Origin of the sequence: Gynuella sp. (assembly GCF_050297175.1) — a bacterium.
Classification (GTDB): Bacteria; Pseudomonadota; Gammaproteobacteria; order Pseudomonadales; family Natronospirillaceae; genus Gynuella.
In genome coordinates this window covers 1-16,943 of sequence record NZ_JBNKSF010000034.1, presented here as the reverse complement: position 1 = coordinate 16,943, position 16,943 = coordinate 1, and the positions used below count along the sequence as shown (strand labels likewise).

The window sequence follows — 16,943 nt, the reverse complement described above, 5'->3', positions numbered from 1 at the left end:
TGGTGTGTGGATTTGATTGCTGGCCCATATGGCCATCATCACTGCAATGAGTGCTATTATTGATATTTTAGTTATCATGATTATCGTCTTGTCGAAATCGATATTGATGTATGCGGCGGAAAACAACAATCATACTGTCAACTGAACTGATAGTTGTTGATTGGTAAACACTGCAGTTTTGACTGTTGTTTTCAATACAGACGCTGAAGATTTTTTACAGTAACTGCTTCAGTACTGGCCAGGTGAGGTCAGCTAATTTTCGCGAACCTGAATGACTCGGGTGTATGCCGTCAAGAATGATATCGTTGTCATTAATCACTGTTCTTGGGTCAATAAATGTGCAGCTGACTACCGAAAAATCGCAGGCCTGCGATAGCCTCGTGTCACCGTAATCGATAGCCTCTTCCATGCTGTCGAGTAGGAGAAGGGCGTTCTTGGTATAGTAATAGCCAAGAAAGACTACGCTTTTAACATCATCTACATACATCTGATTCAACAGATTGACAGTTTCCACATAGATGTCATCAAGCTGTTCCATACAACGCTGACTGAGCCGACCAAAGTCATACCATTGAGTCTTGCAGTTATAGGGATCCAGCATGATGGCTGGAATCAAAATGTCATTACCGCCCCCATCCATTAGAACGAGATCAATGTCGGAATTATCCTGGCGGGCATTGTGATATTGATCTTCTATGGAAGTGGCTATGTTTCCACCACTGAGTTCTGCTCCAGATAACGTATAACGGCGAAATGTCTCGCCCGCGTATGACTCGAGATTGTCCTGTAATTCGCCGGATAACGCGAAAATTGAGTCACCAATGGTGATTACCTGGTTGTTATCGGCTTCTGAAACTGTCGTGTTACTGACCAGGCTGCCGATACCATCGCACGCCGATATCAAACTACTTACAATGAGCAAGACAATATATCTGGCACAGATGCTGACTTTCTTATTCTCTCTCCTGAGGTTTTCTGATGGTAAGGTTTTCATGATTTGTTCCTGTTTATTGTTATTTTTAAAATCGTTCTGGATGGCAACAATGGTTGTTGCCGTAGCTTGATTGTATGAAAAATATACAAAATGGATACATAATATATAAAGGTGTGAATTTACGGAAACATTGACGATTTTTTTGTGACTATTGAGAAAAATAAATAAAAGTGTTTGTTTGATCGCTGAATGCTGTGAGTGTTAATAAGTGATTGCTATGTTAAAAATAAAGTCTATATAGTGCTTTTTCCCCGTGCGCTTTTGCTGCCGGTAAAACCGGGTGTGAGTTGACTCGGAAATGTCACATCAATAGAGAGGTCGTGATGCTATCGTTCTTTCTGGTTTTTACTAAAAAATCAGTTTTCCAGTTGTTCGAAATGGCTGGTGTGAAGAAGCTGAAGTTCTTCAGGGGTAAACATGGTTTTTAACAGGGTTGAAATTTGTTCGTTGGCATCGTTGCTATCAAGACCGGAATTTTCAATTTGTTGTCGTTGTTCAAGAAAATAGTTATAGCGAGAGGTGAGTTCTCGAATTTTCAGGTCTTCTTCAGATTTTTCTATTGCAAAATCGGCCCCCATCGACCTCGATCTATAACTAAATATTTCAGACTCCGATGCTCCTTGTTCTCTTAGTTTTTCAACTTCATATGCTCTTTGGATGTCTGCCAATGGGGAGTCAATTTCGCTGATATCAGAATTAAAACGCTCTTGTAATTCCTGGAGCCGGATTTTCTGTTCATCTCCATTTAGAGATGGATCGTTCAGTGTATTCATTGCTGCCAGCATATATCGGCTCTGTATCTCTTCCTCTGCAAATAGCTTATTAATAACATCCGGTGCGAAATATTGGTGGCGCAACTCAAAAATTTGATCGTTAAGGCTCGTTGCAGAGCTTGAATTCTCGGCTTTTTGTGAGTCGAGTGCTGATATGAGCAAGGCTGTGCGATAGTTACAGTAAGCGTTAAGTATCTCCGAGGTTTGGGCTTTGGCTGGATCCTCCAGACTGGCTAATGAGTTTTCTATCCACTTCGAACATTCTGTCATATCTTCACTGTGAGGCAGAGTGTCATACAGCTGGTTTAGCGATCTCAGTAAATATCCATTGACTACAATATTCCCTTGCTTATCTTTAGGGATATCTTTTAGTAAGGATGCAACCTTATTGTTTGGCGGTTCTGGAGAAATATTTTCTACAGGATGTTCCGAATTCTGGAGAGATGAGTTACCGGCTAGCAGAGAATTTTGTTCTATCTTTGGTTGCACGTTGTCTTTGACAGGCGCTTCAATCCGTTGGCTGGCTTCACTTTTTTTCGTCTTTTTGTCGTTATTATAAATACCAAAAGCTAATCCCAGTATGCAGATTCCGATGGCTATGCCATAGATACTGCGCCTGTTAGAAAAAATATTGTGCTTTCTATTTTTGTTCTTGGATAAAGCCATGATGGTATTGGAAAGCCATAAGTTGGTCGATTGTTAGCGTGTTATTAAAATAGGTTTAGGGAGTAATTTAAGTGCCTCTGTCACCATAAATCAAGCATGTTTTGATGATTGCTGTCTGAAACCTGCTTTTCATTCGTCTCTGAGATTCCATATCTTTTTTAAATCAGCGTATTACAAGGTCTTAAGGTTGGGTGAAAATTACTTGGTCATCCTTTTTTATGAGAGTTTGCTTTGTTGTTGCAGTGATTATGGTTTGAATTTTTTTGAAAAAATGTTGCTGCCTGTTGTTGGTTTCTGTTTTTTTTATTTTAAATATCCATCAACAGTAGGATGTGTTGTTGAACATTTTTTGTTCTAGTATGTTGTCTTGTTAACTTTATTGTTTAAGTTGCAAGTAGTTTATTGAGTCTATGAATTTCGTTTATTTATGGACTTTTGGAGTTGTGTGCGGATGTCATATATGGGACGCATATTTAATGTTTTTGTGGATATTTCTCATTTATACGCAGGTAGTTGATAAGGGATTGAGATAAAAAACAAACCTTAGGAGAGCTTGTATATGAAATTTTCGGTGAGAAGTTATTTTTCCCAGTTGTTATTGTTTATGCTAATGGTGCTATGGTCATTTGATGTGTTAGCCGTTGATTGCCCGGCTGATGCAATTTGTCGATATGATCTGGCACCAGGGAAGTATAGCGATAAAGGTCCTTATCGTTATGATGATTATAATATGCCGTTTGGAAGTACGCCCGGCGGTGCGTCGGTATACTACCCAACCAATGCAGAGCCACCATTCTCAGTACTGGTCTTTACCCCTCCCTTAAGCGGGACACAAATTATGTACCGGGCATGGGGACCATTTTTTGCTTCTCATGGCATAGTTATGGTGACAATGGATACTCGTACCATACTGGATCAGGTTGATTCTCGTGCTCGGCAGCAAAAGTCTGTCCTGGATACTATGAAAGAAGAAAATACCCGTGCGGGCAGTCCGCTCTATGGCAAGATAGCGACTGATCGGTTGGGTGCTGTTGGATGGTCAATGGGAGGTGGAGCAACATGGATCAATTCTGCCGAATATGATGGTTTGCGAACCGCTATGTCACTGGCGGGTCACAATCTGACCGCGATAGATCTGGACTCAAAAGGATATGGAACCCGATGCCCGACAATTCTTTTTAATGGTGCTCTGGATCTTACTATTTTAGGTGGTTTGGGACAGTCTGATGGGGTGTATGACAATATTCCATCTGGTGTCCCTAAACTGTTTTATGAAGTGGTGAGTGCTGGCCATTTTTCATGGGGAACTCCAACCCAGGCCAATGACTATGTGGCAGAGCTGGCGCTGGCATTTCAGAAAACCTTTCTTGATGGAGATTTACGCTGGGCAGATTATCTGACCAGACCGAGAAGGGATGTAGCTAAATTTGAGACCGCTAATTTACCTTGATAATAAATGGTCTTTATAAAGCGGCTTCGAGTATTCTGCTAATAGAATTATTAACCCGACCCGTGTTTTGTCGGGTTAATAAATATTTGGGAGCCTCTAAAAAATGGTCTATTTTCGCGAAGGACGTTGTCAGCCCCAGTCTCACACCCTCATTTACGCCCGTAAATTGCGGTGTTGCGAGTGGTGCTTTCTCGCCTGCATCAAAACTATTCCTATTTTTCAGAGACCCTTTAAGCGTTATCCTTCATTATGTTGGTATTATCAGGCTGCTATGTTCCGGGCTCTACTGGTTAGTTTTCGTTTGGGAGCTGTCTTATAGTGGGTGCTGAACAGTGTGAGACCAGTGAATGCAATGCCGCCGAAAAGGTTGCCAAGTGCGGTTGGTATTTCATTCCAGATGAAATAATCAGCCACGGAAAATTCACCACCCATCATTAAGCCGAAAGGAAATAAAAACATATTTACAACGGAATGTTCAAACCCCATGAAGAAGAAGAGCATGATGGGCATCCACATCGCCAGTACCTTACCACTCACATGTGAAGAAACCATCGCACCTACAACACCAAGAGAAACCATCCAGTTGCATAGCATGCCTCGGATGAAGATAGTAAACCATCCAGCGAGTCCATATTCGGCATAGCCCAGTGTTCGTGCTTTTCCAATGCCGGCCACCTTCTCGGCGATAGCACCGCCGTCGGTATTAAAACCATACGTGAAGATAAAGCACATCATAAAAGCGACGGTGAGAGCACCAGCAAAGTTACCGATGAATACCAGGCCCCAGTTGCGAAGAATTTGTCCTATGCTGACTCCGGGGCGTTTGTCCAGCCATGCCAGTGGCGTCAGCATGAAGACACCGGTCAGCAGATCGAAACCCATTAGATAGAGCATACAAAATCCGACCGGGAATAATATAGAGCCTACTAAATGCGACCCTGTGGCGATGGCAACGCTCACTGCAAAAACGGCCGCCAGAGCTAGAATGGCGCCAGCCATATAGGCTCTTACCAAGGTGTCACGAGTCGACATGTAGATCTTAGACTCGCCAGCGTCAACCATTTTGGTCACGAATTCAGAAGGTGTTAAGTAAGCCATGTTGTACCTCGTTTTCTGTTGAGTTTATCTTCTTGTTGGCGCTTAAACGGCTATCGATAGAAGTCGGTTAGTCGTTAACGGACAACATCCTGTTCTCAAATCCAATCTCCACATGTTGTTGTGAAATTTGTACAGGCCAGATAGGTATTTTTACCAAGCTATCTTCAAGGCATTGGCCATTTTCCAAATCAAAATGTTGTTTATAGATAGGTGAAGTAATGATGGTTTTACCTTTCAGACTGCCGACAATGCCGCGAGCCATGACACTGGCTCCTGAGTATGGGTCAATATTACTGATGGCATAAACCTGCTCGCATGGGTCGGGCAGGTAAATCAATGCAATTTGCTGTCCGTCGACAAGAGCGGCCACGCCTGACCACGCCACCAGGTCGTCTTTTTTGCAGATTTTGGTCCACTGTTTTTTCGTATTCATTGAATCACCTCCGGTTTTAGGCTGGTCGTAGTTGCTGACGTTCTTCAATCATGACGATACGGTTATCACCTCCAGGATCATTTACAAATGTACGGAAGCGCTTCCGTAATTCAGGATTTTCAACTGTACTTTTCCATTCACATTGATATGTGTCGATTGTGTCCTGTATTTGTTGTTCAAGTGACTGGCAGATGCCTAGAGAGTCGTCGATAACAACTTTTTGTAAATAGCTTAAACCTCCTTCAAGGTTATCCAGCCAGGTAGACGTGCGTTGGAGACGATCGGCGGTTTTGATATAAAACATTAGAATTCTATCGATGTAGCGAATAAGTGTCTGATCGTCGAGATCTGTAGCAAATAAATCTGCATGCCGAGGCTTCATACCGCCATTGCCACAGACATACAAGTTCCAGCCATTTTCAGTAGCGATGATACCAATGTCCTTGCTTTGAGCTTCAGCGCATTCGCGGGTACAACCGGAGACGGCAAATTTTAGTTTGTGAGGTGCTCGCAGGCCTTTATAGCGGTGTTCAATGTCAATTGCTTTACCAACGCTGTCCTGCTGGCCGTAACGACACCAAGTGCTGCCAACACAGGATTTAACCGTGCGTACGGCTTTACCATAGGCATGGCCGGTCTCAAAACCGGCTGCAATCAATTCCTCCCAGATCAGTGGTAATTGATGCAATTGTGCACCGAATAAGTCGATGCGCTGACCACCGGTAATCTTGGTATAAAGTTGATATTTATCTGCCACTTCTGCCAGCACTTTCAGCTTGGCCGGAGTGATCTCTCCTCCTGCAATTCTAGGTACAACGGAATATGTACCATTTTTTTGCATGTTAGCCATGAACGTGTCGTTAGTGTCCTGTAGATGTACGTGTCTCGGGATCTGGATGTGTTCGTTCCAGCAGGAGGCCAGAATCGACGCGACGGTGGGTTTGCAGATATCGCATCCCAGTCCGTTTCCATGTTTGTGAATTAACTCGTCAAAAGAATGAATGTTTTCCACCCGGACCAGGTTGTAAAGGTCCTGACGTGTGTAGCTGAAATGCTCACAGAGATCTTTATTTATTTCGACTCCACGTTGTGCGAGCTCATGATCTACGACGCTTTTTAATAACGCAGCACAGCCGCCACAACCACTGGATGCTTTGGTGGTGTTTTTAACATCGGTCAGGCTCATGGCGCCGGCATCGATCGCTGCCTGGATATCACCTTTAGTGACATTCAAGCAGGAACAAAGGGTTGCGCTGTCAGGAAGTGAGCCGGGACCAAGAGTCGGCGCTGAACCTTCCGCCAGTGGGAGGATCAGAGATTCTGGCTGGGCAGGTAGCTCTATCCCATTCAGCGCATATTGTAATAGTGTGTCATAACGACTGTTGTCTCCTACCAGAACTGCACCCAGAAGGCGCTTCTTGTCGGCGCTGACCACGATACGTCGGTAACTTTGCGCGGCCTCATCCAGATAGCGATAGTTGATACAGCCATCGCTGTGACCATGAGCATCGCCAATCGAACCGACGTCTACCCCCAGCAGTTTTAACTTGGTACTCATATCTGCACCAATGAACTGATCATTTTGATTGGTAAGGTGGGCAACGGTCACTTTCGCCATTTTGTATCCGGGAGCTACCAGGCCAAAAATGCGACCATTCCACAAGGCACACTCGCCAATGGCATAAATGTTGGGGTCGGATGTCAGACAATTGCTGTCTATAACAATGCCGCCTCGTTCACCAACGGCGAGACCACATGATCTGGCCAGTTCATCTCTGGGCCGAATACCTGCGGAAAATAGTATCAGGTCAGTCTCCAGTGCCGAGTTATCAGCAAAATTCAGGCGATATTTGTGCTGCTCTCCCGGACCAATGCTTTGCGTATTTTTACCGGTATGGACCTGAACGCCAAGTGCCGTGATTTTTTCCTTTAATAGATTGCCGCCATCTTCATCCAGTTGGATGGCCATCAACCGGGGGGCAAATTCCACTACATGAGTTTCCAAACCAAGATCCCTCAGTGCTTTGGCGGCTTCAAGCCCTAACAGGCCGCCACCGATAACTGCGCCAACGCGACTATCAGTTGCCGCTGATTTTATTCGCTCAAGGTCTTCAATGGTTCGATATACCAAGCTGTTTGTATCGTTCTTGCCGCTAATGGGAGGTGTAAAGGGATAAGAGCCGGTAGCCAGGATCAGTTTGTCGTAGTGGGTAACGGCTCCAGATGCAGAAATGATTTCTTGTGCCTCAGTATCAATTCCTGTTACCTGTTCATTTAGTTGTACGGTAATACCCCATTGTTGGTACTGGTCGAGGCACCCCAGTGACAGATCATCCGCAGTTGAGCCGGAGAAGTAGCTGCTCAGGTGCACTCTGTCGTAAGCCAAGCGTGGTTCTTCAGCGAAAACCGTAATGTCAAAGGAAGACAGCTGTTGCTGGTCCGCCAGGGTTTCCAGTAAGTGGTGGCCGACCATGCCGTTACCGATCACAACCAGCTTTTTGCGTCCGAAGTTATTCATGCCGGGAGCCTCTTTTGAATAAGCAAAAAAAAACGGCATCCGCCAACCCTTCTCTTTATGTAAGAAGGACTGATGGACACCGTTATCCAAAAACCTAAATTGTCAGCCTAAAAAATGTAGAAGTCGTATCGACCGTGTCATCAATATGTCTTCAGTCATTCATCAGCTATAAAACTAACCTTTCCGTGGTAAGCATAATCAAAGATAGTGCCAGCTCTTAAAAATCCTTGTATGTCGCAGGATTACAAGAGTGGTCGGTGTAATGAAAGATTTTTGTCGGCTTGGTTTTGCACTTTTCCGGTTCAAGCATCAGGAGCAATGCTCTGTCAAAGGTCATTGAGAGGACTTTATGTGATTTATTGCTTTGATAACTTTCTGTGCCACGACTGTAAGTGTCTGATTGGATTCCATGGCACTCTCACGTAGTTGTCTATAAGCCTGTTCCTCTGTCAATTGTCGATACTGCATCAGCAGGCCTTTAGCTCTTTCCAGTAGTTTGCGCTCAGTCAGTGCCTGGCGTGCTTCTGCCAGTTCGTTGCTGAGTTGTTGCAAACGGACGGTCTGATCCTGAAGCAGGTGGTAAATAGTAGTGTCTGCTGCTTGGGGGATTGTAGGTTCCAAGGGGAGGTTCAGTAATGTTGTTGTAGGTGGTTGAATGCCGGCGCTGGTTTCAATGCGGTTTTGATAGTGTTTAAGTTCTTGTTCTGCATCTTTTAACTTTGATTGGCTCAATTGCATAAGATCGGTGGACAGTTGTTGTTCCAAAACATGCATCTTGTCTATGCGCTCTGTTGTAAGGTCATACCAGATCTCACTTAGCTCGGTTGAAACCGTTTGTTGTGCTGAGAGGCGTTGTAATACCGTACGCAGTTTCTGGATCTCCGTCGCAAGGTCGTTTGAAACAAGACGTGACCACTCTTGGCTGATTGAGGGGGAGGCAAGCTGTTCGAATATATCGAAACAGCGTTGTTGGGCATGCAGGATGTTTTTCAGTCGGTCGAGCTGCTCCTGTTCAAACTGTCCGGCGGTAAAACCTATAGCCCCCCAGGCGCGCTCCTGTCCGGCATATTCTTTACCCTGCATAAAATTAAACATGGCTGCCAGTGCCCGGGTAATGTCCGGGTCAGTTGAAATATCTGCCGTTTCAAATACCACAGCCAGTAATCCGGCAACCAGACTGCTTATCGCCTGAGTGGACTCAATAGCATTGGATCGTAATAAGGTTATCTTTTCGCGTAATATGGGCAGTTCATTGAGCGACTGTATGACAAAGGCGATGCTACTTAATAGGCGGCTGCTGTCATGAAACGGGTTGGGTTCTGTGATCAGTTTCAGCGAGTCGCGAAATTGTTGTTCTGCTTGCTGGCATAGTTCAATTTGAGTCATTCGCTGCTGACTGAATCGTTGCCCGACCGATTTGAGATAGCCGTTGGAGAGGCCTCGCTCTCTTTGCAGAGCATGTATCAGCAGACTGACTCCAAGAGTCAGCTCGCAGTTTATAGCCAGTTGTCGGAAGCTTCTGATTTCGGCATGCTTTGCCGCTAGCAGAAAATCCTCAGGTGTTTGCAGTTTAACGGTCATCTTTAAGCCTGGTGTTAAAAAATACTACTCAATGATACGAAGCGGTCTTCCCGCTTTAGTTCTGTAAGTCGATTGATAAGCCCGTTTCGACACAATGTACATAATTTATGCGATTTCGGTACCATCCTGATTTGTTGCTGTTTTGGGTTATTGGATATTTAGCGGTCCTGTAGTGAGTGCGTTTATAGAAAGGACTGATTGTCTAAGAGGTCGAGATCAGCGAGAATGGCGCCCAATTTCACCCACCAGAAGGATTGGGTTTGCTTGATGCGCTGAATGAATGTTTTCAGGGCGGTGGACAAATCCTGCTAACAAACCAAAAAAAGATTGTTTAAATGGCAGATCAGAATTTTCTTGACGAAATCAATAAACGTAGAACCTTTGCGATCATCTCGCACCCTGATGCGGGTAAGACCACCATTACCGAGAAAGTGCTTCTGTTTGGAAAGGCCTTGCAGACAGCGGGTACGGTAAAAGGTAAAAAGTCCGGTCAGGCAGCCAAATCAGATTGGATGGAGATGGAGCGTGAGCGTGGTATATCGGTGACAACCTCAGTCATGCAGTTTCCATATGCTGGCTCTCTGGTCAATCTGCTGGACACCCCGGGACACGAAGATTTCTCTGAAGATACTTACCGTACTCTCACTGCAGTGGACTCCTGTTTGATGGTGATCGACTCTGCCAAAGGGGTAGAGGAGCGGACCATTAAACTGATGGATGTTACTCGGCTGCGCGAAACGCCCATTATTACGTTTATGAATAAGCTGGACCGTGATATCAGGGATCCCATCGAGTTAATGGACGAAGTGGAAGATGTGCTGAAAATTTCCTGTGCACCCATTACTTGGCCAATTGGTTCAGGCAAGGGCTTCAGAGGGGTATATCATCTATATAAAGATGAAATCATTCTGTATCAGTCCGGTATGGGGCATACCATTCAGGAACTTAGAGTTATTAAGGGGCTGGATTCCGAAGAGGCTTCGCAGTTGCTGAAAGACGATATTGATGATCTTCGCGAGTCCGTTGAGCTGGTTAGGGCTGCTTCTCATGAATTTGACCTTGAAGAGTTTCTGGCCGGGCAGATGACCCCGGTGTTTTTTGGTACCGCGCTCGGAAACTTCGGGGTTGATCATATGCTTGACGGTCTGGTTCAGTGGGCGCCTGCCCCTCTTGGGCGAGAGACTAATAAAGGTCCTGTTGCTGCGACAGATTCTTCCTTTTCTGGCTTCGTTTTCAAAATTCAGGCAAACATGGATCCTAATCACCGCGATCGTGTTGCCTTTTTACGGGTATGCTCAGGTAAGTATGAGAAAGGAATGAAGCTTCGGCACGTACGTATTAATAAGGACGTGCGAATTTCAGATGCGTTGACCTTTATGGCGGGAGACCGAGCACAGGTTGAAGAAGCCTATCCCGGGGATATTATTGGTCTGCATAATCACGGAACAATACAGATTGGTGATACTTTTTCTGAAAGTGAAATGTTTCGTTTTACTGGGATCCCTAATTTTGCGCCCGAGTTATTTCGCCGCATCCAGTTGCGGGATCCACTTAAGGCCAAGCAGTTGCATAAGGGATTGATTCAGTTGTCTGAAGAAGGTGCTGTGCAGGTTTTCAGGCCTCTCAAAAACAATGATCTTATTGTCGGCGCTGTAGGAACCCTACAATTTGATGTGGTGGTGCATCGTTTGAAAACGGAATATAAAGTTGAGGCGAGCTATGAGTCTATCAGCGTAGCCACGGCGCGTTGGGTCAGCGCGGACAGTGAAGCTGATCTTGAGGATTTCAAGAAAAAAGCTCACGACTACCTGGCTTTGGATGGTGGCGACAATCTGACTTATATCGCTCCCAATATGGTGAATTTGCAGTTGGCGGTGGAAAAGTATCCCAAAGTGCGCTTTGATAAAACCCGAGAGCACTAAAAGGTCGTTCATTTGGGCTGATGAAGCAATGAATACAATACAAAAATCATTAGCTTGTTGGCTCATGTGAGGCCAGTGTTGCTCCGTCAATGTTGATATGATCATACATGTACGGTGAACAAGTATGCTGGTTTATTTTGTTGGTCTTGTCATTTTGGTGTTGTTGTTGAGCGGTGGCGGTTATTTGCTGTTGCAGGGAACTATTGATCATCGTCGAATCACCGAGCGTGATGCAAAGGGCTATTTCATGGTCTGGATGTTTATTGTGACATTTATCTCTGTATCGGTAGCATACTTTGCGGCTCCGCACATTGATCCGGAGGTGGTCGCAGAAGGCATTCAGCAGTCGACGGCGGGTATGTTTGTGGTAACTGCATTATGTATTGCGGTACTGGCGGTGGGGTTGATCAAGCTAAAAGAAAAGCAGCAGTTTCTTTAAGTGTATGTTTCGGCTACTTCCTGGCAATCCTGTTCAGACTAAAAAGAGTATTTTGGGCTTGTGTCTCCGGGGTAGCTTATGTATCATCGCGCGTCCTTAAATATCGGTGAATTTAACCTCCCCCGAGCCCCCCACACTAGTAGGCGGAGTTAAATGAAAACTTTTAACGCAAAAAATGAAACAGTAAAACGTGACTGGTATGTAGTAAATGCAGAAGGTCGCACATTGGGACGTCTGGCAACAGAAGTGGCTAGACGCCTGAAAGGTAAGCACAAGGCGGAGTATACTCCCCATGTGGATACTGGAGACTATGTTGTGATTGTGAACGCAGAAAAAGTGCGCGTCACAGGCAAGAAGTCAAAAGATAAAATGTATTACCGTCACACAGGTTTCCCGGGCGGTATCAAAGAGATGTCTTTTGAAAAGCTGATCGATCATAAGCCAGAGCAGGTAATCGAGCTGGCTGTGAAAGGTATGATGCCCCGTAATCCTCTGGGTCGGGCGATGCTTTCAAAGCTCAAAGTGTATGCAGGTTCTGAGCATCCTCATACTGCTCAACAACCTAAAGAACTGGATATCTAACGGGGAATTGGTATGACACAACAGTACTATGGAACTGGTCGTCGTAAGAGCTCTACCGCAAGAGTTTTTTTACGTCCCGGTAAAGGCGATATCGTAGTTAATAATCGCCCTCTGGATCAATATTTCGGTCGTCAAACCGCGAGAATGGTTGTTCGTCAGCCGCTTGAGCTAGTTGAAATGACTGATAAGTTTGACGTATTCGTGAATGTTGTTGGTGGTGGCGGTAACGGTCAGGCGGGTGCAATTCGCCATGGTCTGACTCGTGCTCTCATTGAATATGATGAGAATTTACGTTCACCGTTGCGTGCAGCAGGTTATGTGACTCGTGATGCCCGTTCTGTAGAGCGGAAAAAAGTGGGTCTTCGCAAAGCGCGTAAAAAGCCACAGTTCTCAAAACGTTAAGTATCGGTTACGCCCGCAACTGCGGGCGTTTTTATATGTGCTTAATGTTTTTTGCAAGAGAGTTACAACTGTTCTTGTAAGCGAATGTGTTTTTTTTTACCATGCTGTGCCCAATAAATGCCCTCAGTTTTCTTATAACTATTATTATCTTCCAGACTTAGATTTAGGTAGAGGAATATCTAATGACTCAAGGCGGCGTAAATAAGGGTCGGCGTCGTTTCCTTGGTGCAGCAACAGCGGCTGTCGGCGCTGTTGGTGTTGTCGGGGTGGCTGTCCCATTTGTGAAATCATGGAATCCCAGCGAAAAAGCGAAAGCGGTTGGGGGTCCCGTTAGTGTTGATTTATCCAAAATAGATGTAGGTGCAATGATCACGGAGGAGTGGCGAGGCAAGCCTATATACATTCTTAAACGTTCGCCTGAAGTTATGAAAGAATTGGATTCTCAGGCTCTTAAGAGTCGCTTGTTGGACCCTGAGAGTGATAATGCGGCGCAACAGCCTGCTTATGCAAAGAATGATGCGCGGGCTATTGATGGCAGCGATATTCTCGTTGTCGAGGGTGTCTGTACCCACCTCGGTTGTGCGCCCAAACTATTCTATGAGGTTCAACCGGAGTCCTTTGATCCAAAGTGGCCTGGCGGATTTTTCTGTCCATGTCATGGTTCAAAATATGATTTGTCTGGAAGGGTATTTTCGGGGGTTCCTGCTCCTGCAAACCTGGTCGTGCCGCCACATCATTATGATGGTTCCACTTTGATCGTAGGTGAAGACGGAGGAGCAGCATAATGGCAGCAAAGAAACACCCTTTGATGGTATGGATTGATCAGCGTTTGCCTGTCACCAGTGCTTATGAAAAGCACATGTCCAAATATTACGCTCCTAAAAACTTTAACTGGTGGTATGTATTTGGTTTGTTGGCAATGATTGTATTTGCCAACCAGATTCTTACGGGTATATGGCTCACAATGAGCTATGTGCCATCATCTGAAGAAGCTTTCCGTTCTGTAGAATACATCATGCGTGATGTGGAGTTCGGCTGGCTTATCCGTTACATGCACTCTACAGGGGCCTCCATGTTTTTTCTGGTGGTCTATTTGCACATGTTTCGCGGTGTATTATACGGTTCTTACCAGAAACCACGTGAGCTGATCTGGTTGTTTGGTATGTTTGTCTATGTTGCCATGATGGCAGAAGGCTTCATGGGTTATATCCTGCCCTGGGGCAACATGTCCTACTGGGGGGCTCAGGTTATTATTTCACTGTTCGGAGCCATTCCATATATTGGTGAAGGCTTGCAACAATGGATTCGTGGTGATTATCTGATTTCTGGAATTACACTGAATCGCTTCTTTGCGTTACATGTCATTGCGTTGCCACTGGTGCTGGCATTGTTGGTTGTGGTGCATGTTCTCGCGTTGCATGAAGTTGGTTCCAATAACCCAGAAGGCATTGATATCAAGAAACACCTTGATAAAAATGGCGTGCCACTTGATGGTGTTCCGTTCCATCCTTATTTCACTTTGGGTAAGTTACCTGCAGTTGTTATTTTTCTGTTTGTATTCTGTGGAATTATATTTTTCTATCCGGAAGGTGGTGGTTTCTTCCTGGAACATGCCAACTTTGAACCTGCCAACAATCTTAAAACTCCTCCGCACATTGCACCTGTTTGGTACTATGGCGCCTTCTACGCCATCTTGAGAGCCATACCTTCAAAATTGGGCGGTGTGATTATGATGGCTTCTGCGATTGCGATTATGTTTGTATTGCCATGGCTTGATCGTTCTCCTGTGAAGTCGTGGAGATATAAAGGAATTCTGAGCAAGCTGGCAATTGTGTTGTTTGCAATTGCTTTTTGTGTACTGACTTATCTTGGAACGGCACCGGCGACAGAATTGAATACATTGATTGCTCGTGTATCGACAGCAGTTTATTTTGCTTTTTTTCTGCTAATGCCTTGGTATACGAAAATTGAAAAGACGAAGCCGGTTCCAGAGAGGGTTTCATGATGAGAAGAGTGATTATTGCTGTAGTGTTGCTGCTGTCTCCTTTGTTTGTATTTGCAGCTGAAGAAGAGGTGGAGCTGGCCCATATCAAAACGGATTTGACCAATAAGGAATCCTTGCAGAATGGTGCAAAGCTTTTTATGAACTATTGTATAGGGTGTCATAGTCTTAAGTACGCTCGCTATAATCGGATAGCCAAAGACCTGGATATTCCTGATGACTTGTTTGCAGAAAATTTGATATTTACTGGAGCCAAGACCGGGGAGTTGATGGAAAACTCTATTCCGCCAAAGTCCGCTAAGGCATGGTTTGGAGCAACTCCTCCCGATTTGACTCTGGAAGCAAGGTTTCGTAGTGCTGATTGGATTTATAGCTACCTAAAAGGCTTTTATGCTGATGAATCCCGCCCTTGGGGGGTTAATAACACAGTGTTCAAAGATGTGGCAATGCCTCATGTATTGATAGGCCTCCAAGGTTTGTGTGCTTCGGCACCAGAGATATCTGGTGAAACCAAGTTTGATCCTTTGACCGGTAATGTCATGTCTGATGAAAGTTGTGAGTCATATGCAATTCAGGGAAGTCTGAGTAGTGAGGAATATGACGCCGCCGTTTATGATATTACTAACTTCCTTCAGTATATGGGGGAACCGGCCCAGATGGATAGAAAGCGAATTGGCATAATGGTGTTTGCATTTCTAATTGTGCTGTATGCAGTTTCGTTCCTGTATACGCGCGAGTTGCATAAAGACATTCATTAATAGTGTCTTTAATTCGCTGATTTTGGTGTGGGCCTTATAGAGGTCCACACTCGTTTGTTAACTGTATATTTATGAGGTACTTCGATGGGCGTTATTACCAAACGTTCTTCAATGGCTTTTTTTTCTGATCCGTCCAGCCATTATAGTCATCGTGTTCGTATTGTATTGGCTGAGAAAGGTGTCGCTGTTGAGATCAAAGATGTCGATCCAGATAACATTCCTGAAGAACTTCGAGAGCTAAATCCTTATCAAACATTACCGACATTGATTGACCGTGAGTTGGTTTTGTATGAGCCAAACGTGATGATGGAATATCTTGATGAGCGTTTTCCTCATCCTCCATTGCTGCCAGTTTATCCTGTAGCTCGTGCAGAAAGTCGGTTGTTTATGCATCGCATTCAAAGAGATTGGTGTGAGCTTGTAGATACTATTGTTGCGGCGAAGACCAAAGAAGGTGTAAATCGGGCAAGAAAAGAGCTGAAAGAGAGTCTCTTGAGCACCGCCCCGATATTTGAAGAAAAACCGTATTTCATGAGTGAGGAGTTTACTCTTGTAGACTGTTGTGTTGCGCCTATTTTGTGGCGTTTAAATGATTTGGGAATTGAGCTGCCGGAAAAACAGTCTAAGCATTTGTTTAAGTACATGGATCTGGTTTTCGAGAGAGAGTCATTCCAGGTTAGCCTATCAGAAGTCGAACGTGAGATGAGAGACTGATTTTGCAGGCTATGACTTCAAATAAACCATATCTGGTTCGAGGGTTGTACGACTGGATCGTTGATAATGGCTGTACGCCATATTTGGTTGTTGATGTTCAGTATCCTGGGGTCGAAGTGCCCCAGGAATTTGTTAAAGATGGCAAGATCACACTGAATGTGTCTCCTACGGCGATAAGAGATTACGAGTTCAATAACGAATTTTTAAGTTTCTCAGCCAGATTTAGTGGTGTGGCGCAGCATCTGTTTGTGCCTGTTGAGTCCATTATGGTTATTTTTGCCAGAGAGAATGGCCAGGGTATGGCTTTTGATGTGGCTCCTGTTGAACCTGATCCAGATTCTGATCGGGAAGAATCCACCAAAACGAAGCCAACGCTTAAAGTTGTTAAGTAGTTTTGGTCTGCTTTTAAATTATTTTTAAAAAAATTAGATTAATTAATAACTTGCGTATTGACAGCTGACTCCGTTTCGGTAGAATGCGCGCCTCGCTTCGGGGGTAACCGCTGAAGCAACTAAGACCCTTGATTGGGCATGATCTTTAAAAGTTAATCAGGCAATTCGTGTGGGCGCTGGCTGGTAAGACGCATAAGAGAATTATCAGTAAGCGAACTC

At 44.8% G+C, this 16,943-nt stretch carries 16 protein-coding genes; 10 read left to right on the top strand and 6 right to left on the bottom strand.

What is annotated here, in order from left to right; translation table 11 throughout:
• Positions 1 to 214: 214 nt before the first annotated feature.
• Both ACQY6I_RS12285 and ACQY6I_RS12280 read right to left on the bottom strand, forming a co-directional pair.
• Complete coding sequence (locus tag ACQY6I_RS12285; RefSeq protein ID WP_428241777.1) at positions 215 to 994, bottom strand: SGNH/GDSL hydrolase family protein; 780 nt, start codon at positions 992 to 994, stop codon at positions 215 to 217.
• Positions 995 to 1,350: 356 nt separating this feature from the next.
• The gene (locus tag ACQY6I_RS12280) at positions 1,351 to 2,433 is read right to left on the bottom strand and encodes a lipase secretion chaperone (RefSeq protein WP_428241776.1); all 1,083 of its coding nucleotides are present in this window, start codon (positions 2,431 to 2,433) and stop codon (positions 1,351 to 1,353) included.
• A 559-nt stretch (positions 2,434 to 2,992) separates the two neighbouring features.
• On the opposite strand from ACQY6I_RS12280, the gene ACQY6I_RS12275 reads away from it, so the two are divergent.
• On the top strand, positions 2,993 to 3,883 hold the full coding sequence (locus ACQY6I_RS12275) for a dienelactone hydrolase family protein (RefSeq protein WP_428241775.1): 891 nt from the start codon (positions 2,993 to 2,995) through the stop codon (positions 3,881 to 3,883).
• A 261-nt stretch (positions 3,884 to 4,144) separates the two neighbouring features.
• On the opposite strand, the gene ACQY6I_RS12270 is transcribed toward ACQY6I_RS12275, so the two are convergent.
• From ACQY6I_RS12270 to ACQY6I_RS12255, 4 genes are all read right to left on the bottom strand, one after another.
• A complete protein-coding gene (locus ACQY6I_RS12270) occupies positions 4,145 to 4,981 on the bottom strand; it encodes a formate/nitrite transporter family protein (RefSeq protein WP_428241774.1) in 837 nt (278 codons plus the stop codon).
• A gap of 67 nt (positions 4,982 to 5,048) precedes the next feature.
• Positions 5,049 to 5,414, bottom strand: coding sequence for a nitrite reductase small subunit NirD (gene nirD, locus ACQY6I_RS12265; RefSeq protein ID WP_428241773.1), 366 nt, complete (start codon positions 5,412 to 5,414; stop codon positions 5,049 to 5,051).
• A 16-nt stretch (positions 5,415 to 5,430) separates the two neighbouring features.
• Complete coding sequence (gene nirB / locus ACQY6I_RS12260; protein ID WP_428241772.1) at positions 5,431 to 7,932, bottom strand: nitrite reductase large subunit NirB; 2,502 nt, start codon at positions 7,930 to 7,932, stop codon at positions 5,431 to 5,433.
• 333 nt (positions 7,933 to 8,265) lie between these two features.
• Entirely contained in the window at positions 8,266 to 9,513 is a 1,248-nt protein-coding gene (locus ACQY6I_RS12255) for a nitrate- and nitrite sensing domain-containing protein (RefSeq protein WP_428241771.1), read from the bottom strand.
• 335 nt (positions 9,514 to 9,848) lie between these two features.
• Between ACQY6I_RS12255 and prfC the strand changes: the two genes are divergently transcribed.
• From prfC to ACQY6I_RS12210, 9 genes are all read left to right on the top strand, one after another.
• Positions 9,849 to 11,435 (top strand): peptide chain release factor 3, encoded by a 1,587-nt coding sequence (gene prfC, locus ACQY6I_RS12250; RefSeq protein ID WP_428241770.1) that lies wholly within the window; start codon positions 9,849 to 9,851, stop codon positions 11,433 to 11,435.
• A 124-nt stretch (positions 11,436 to 11,559) separates the two neighbouring features.
• Positions 11,560 to 11,874 (top strand): hypothetical protein, encoded by a 315-nt coding sequence (locus ACQY6I_RS12245; protein ID WP_428241769.1) that lies wholly within the window; start codon positions 11,560 to 11,562, stop codon positions 11,872 to 11,874.
• 153 nt (positions 11,875 to 12,027) lie between these two features.
• Positions 12,028 to 12,456 (top strand): 50S ribosomal protein L13, encoded by a 429-nt coding sequence (gene rplM / locus ACQY6I_RS12240; RefSeq protein WP_428241768.1) that lies wholly within the window; start codon positions 12,028 to 12,030, stop codon positions 12,454 to 12,456.
• Between the two features lie 12 nt (positions 12,457 to 12,468).
• Entirely contained in the window at positions 12,469 to 12,858 is a 390-nt protein-coding gene (gene rpsI, locus ACQY6I_RS12235; RefSeq protein WP_044616616.1) for a 30S ribosomal protein S9, read from the top strand.
• Positions 12,859 to 13,040: 182 nt separating this feature from the next.
• Positions 13,041 to 13,643: a ubiquinol-cytochrome c reductase iron-sulfur subunit gene (gene petA, locus ACQY6I_RS12230; RefSeq protein ID WP_428241767.1), complete on the top strand. Its 603-nt coding sequence runs from the start codon at positions 13,041 to 13,043 to the stop codon at positions 13,641 to 13,643.
• Positions 13,643 to 14,863 (top strand): cytochrome b, encoded by a 1,221-nt coding sequence (locus tag ACQY6I_RS12225; protein WP_428241766.1) that lies wholly within the window; start codon positions 13,643 to 13,645, stop codon positions 14,861 to 14,863. The genes petA and ACQY6I_RS12225 overlap by 1 nt, the downstream gene beginning before the upstream one ends.
• On the top strand, positions 14,860 to 15,618 hold the full coding sequence (locus tag ACQY6I_RS12220) for a cytochrome c1 (RefSeq protein ID WP_428241765.1): 759 nt from the start codon (positions 14,860 to 14,862) through the stop codon (positions 15,616 to 15,618). The genes ACQY6I_RS12225 and ACQY6I_RS12220 overlap by 4 nt, the downstream gene beginning before the upstream one ends.
• An 84-nt stretch (positions 15,619 to 15,702) precedes the next feature.
• Positions 15,703 to 16,332, top strand: a complete 630-nt coding sequence (gene sspA, locus ACQY6I_RS12215) for a stringent starvation protein SspA (protein ID WP_428241764.1) — start codon at positions 15,703 to 15,705, stop codon at positions 16,330 to 16,332.
• A gap of 11 nt (positions 16,333 to 16,343) precedes the next feature.
• The gene (locus tag ACQY6I_RS12210; RefSeq protein ID WP_428241763.1) at positions 16,344 to 16,724 is read left to right on the top strand and encodes a ClpXP protease specificity-enhancing factor; all 381 of its coding nucleotides are present in this window, start codon (positions 16,344 to 16,346) and stop codon (positions 16,722 to 16,724) included.
• Positions 16,725 to 16,943 lie beyond the last annotated feature (219 nt).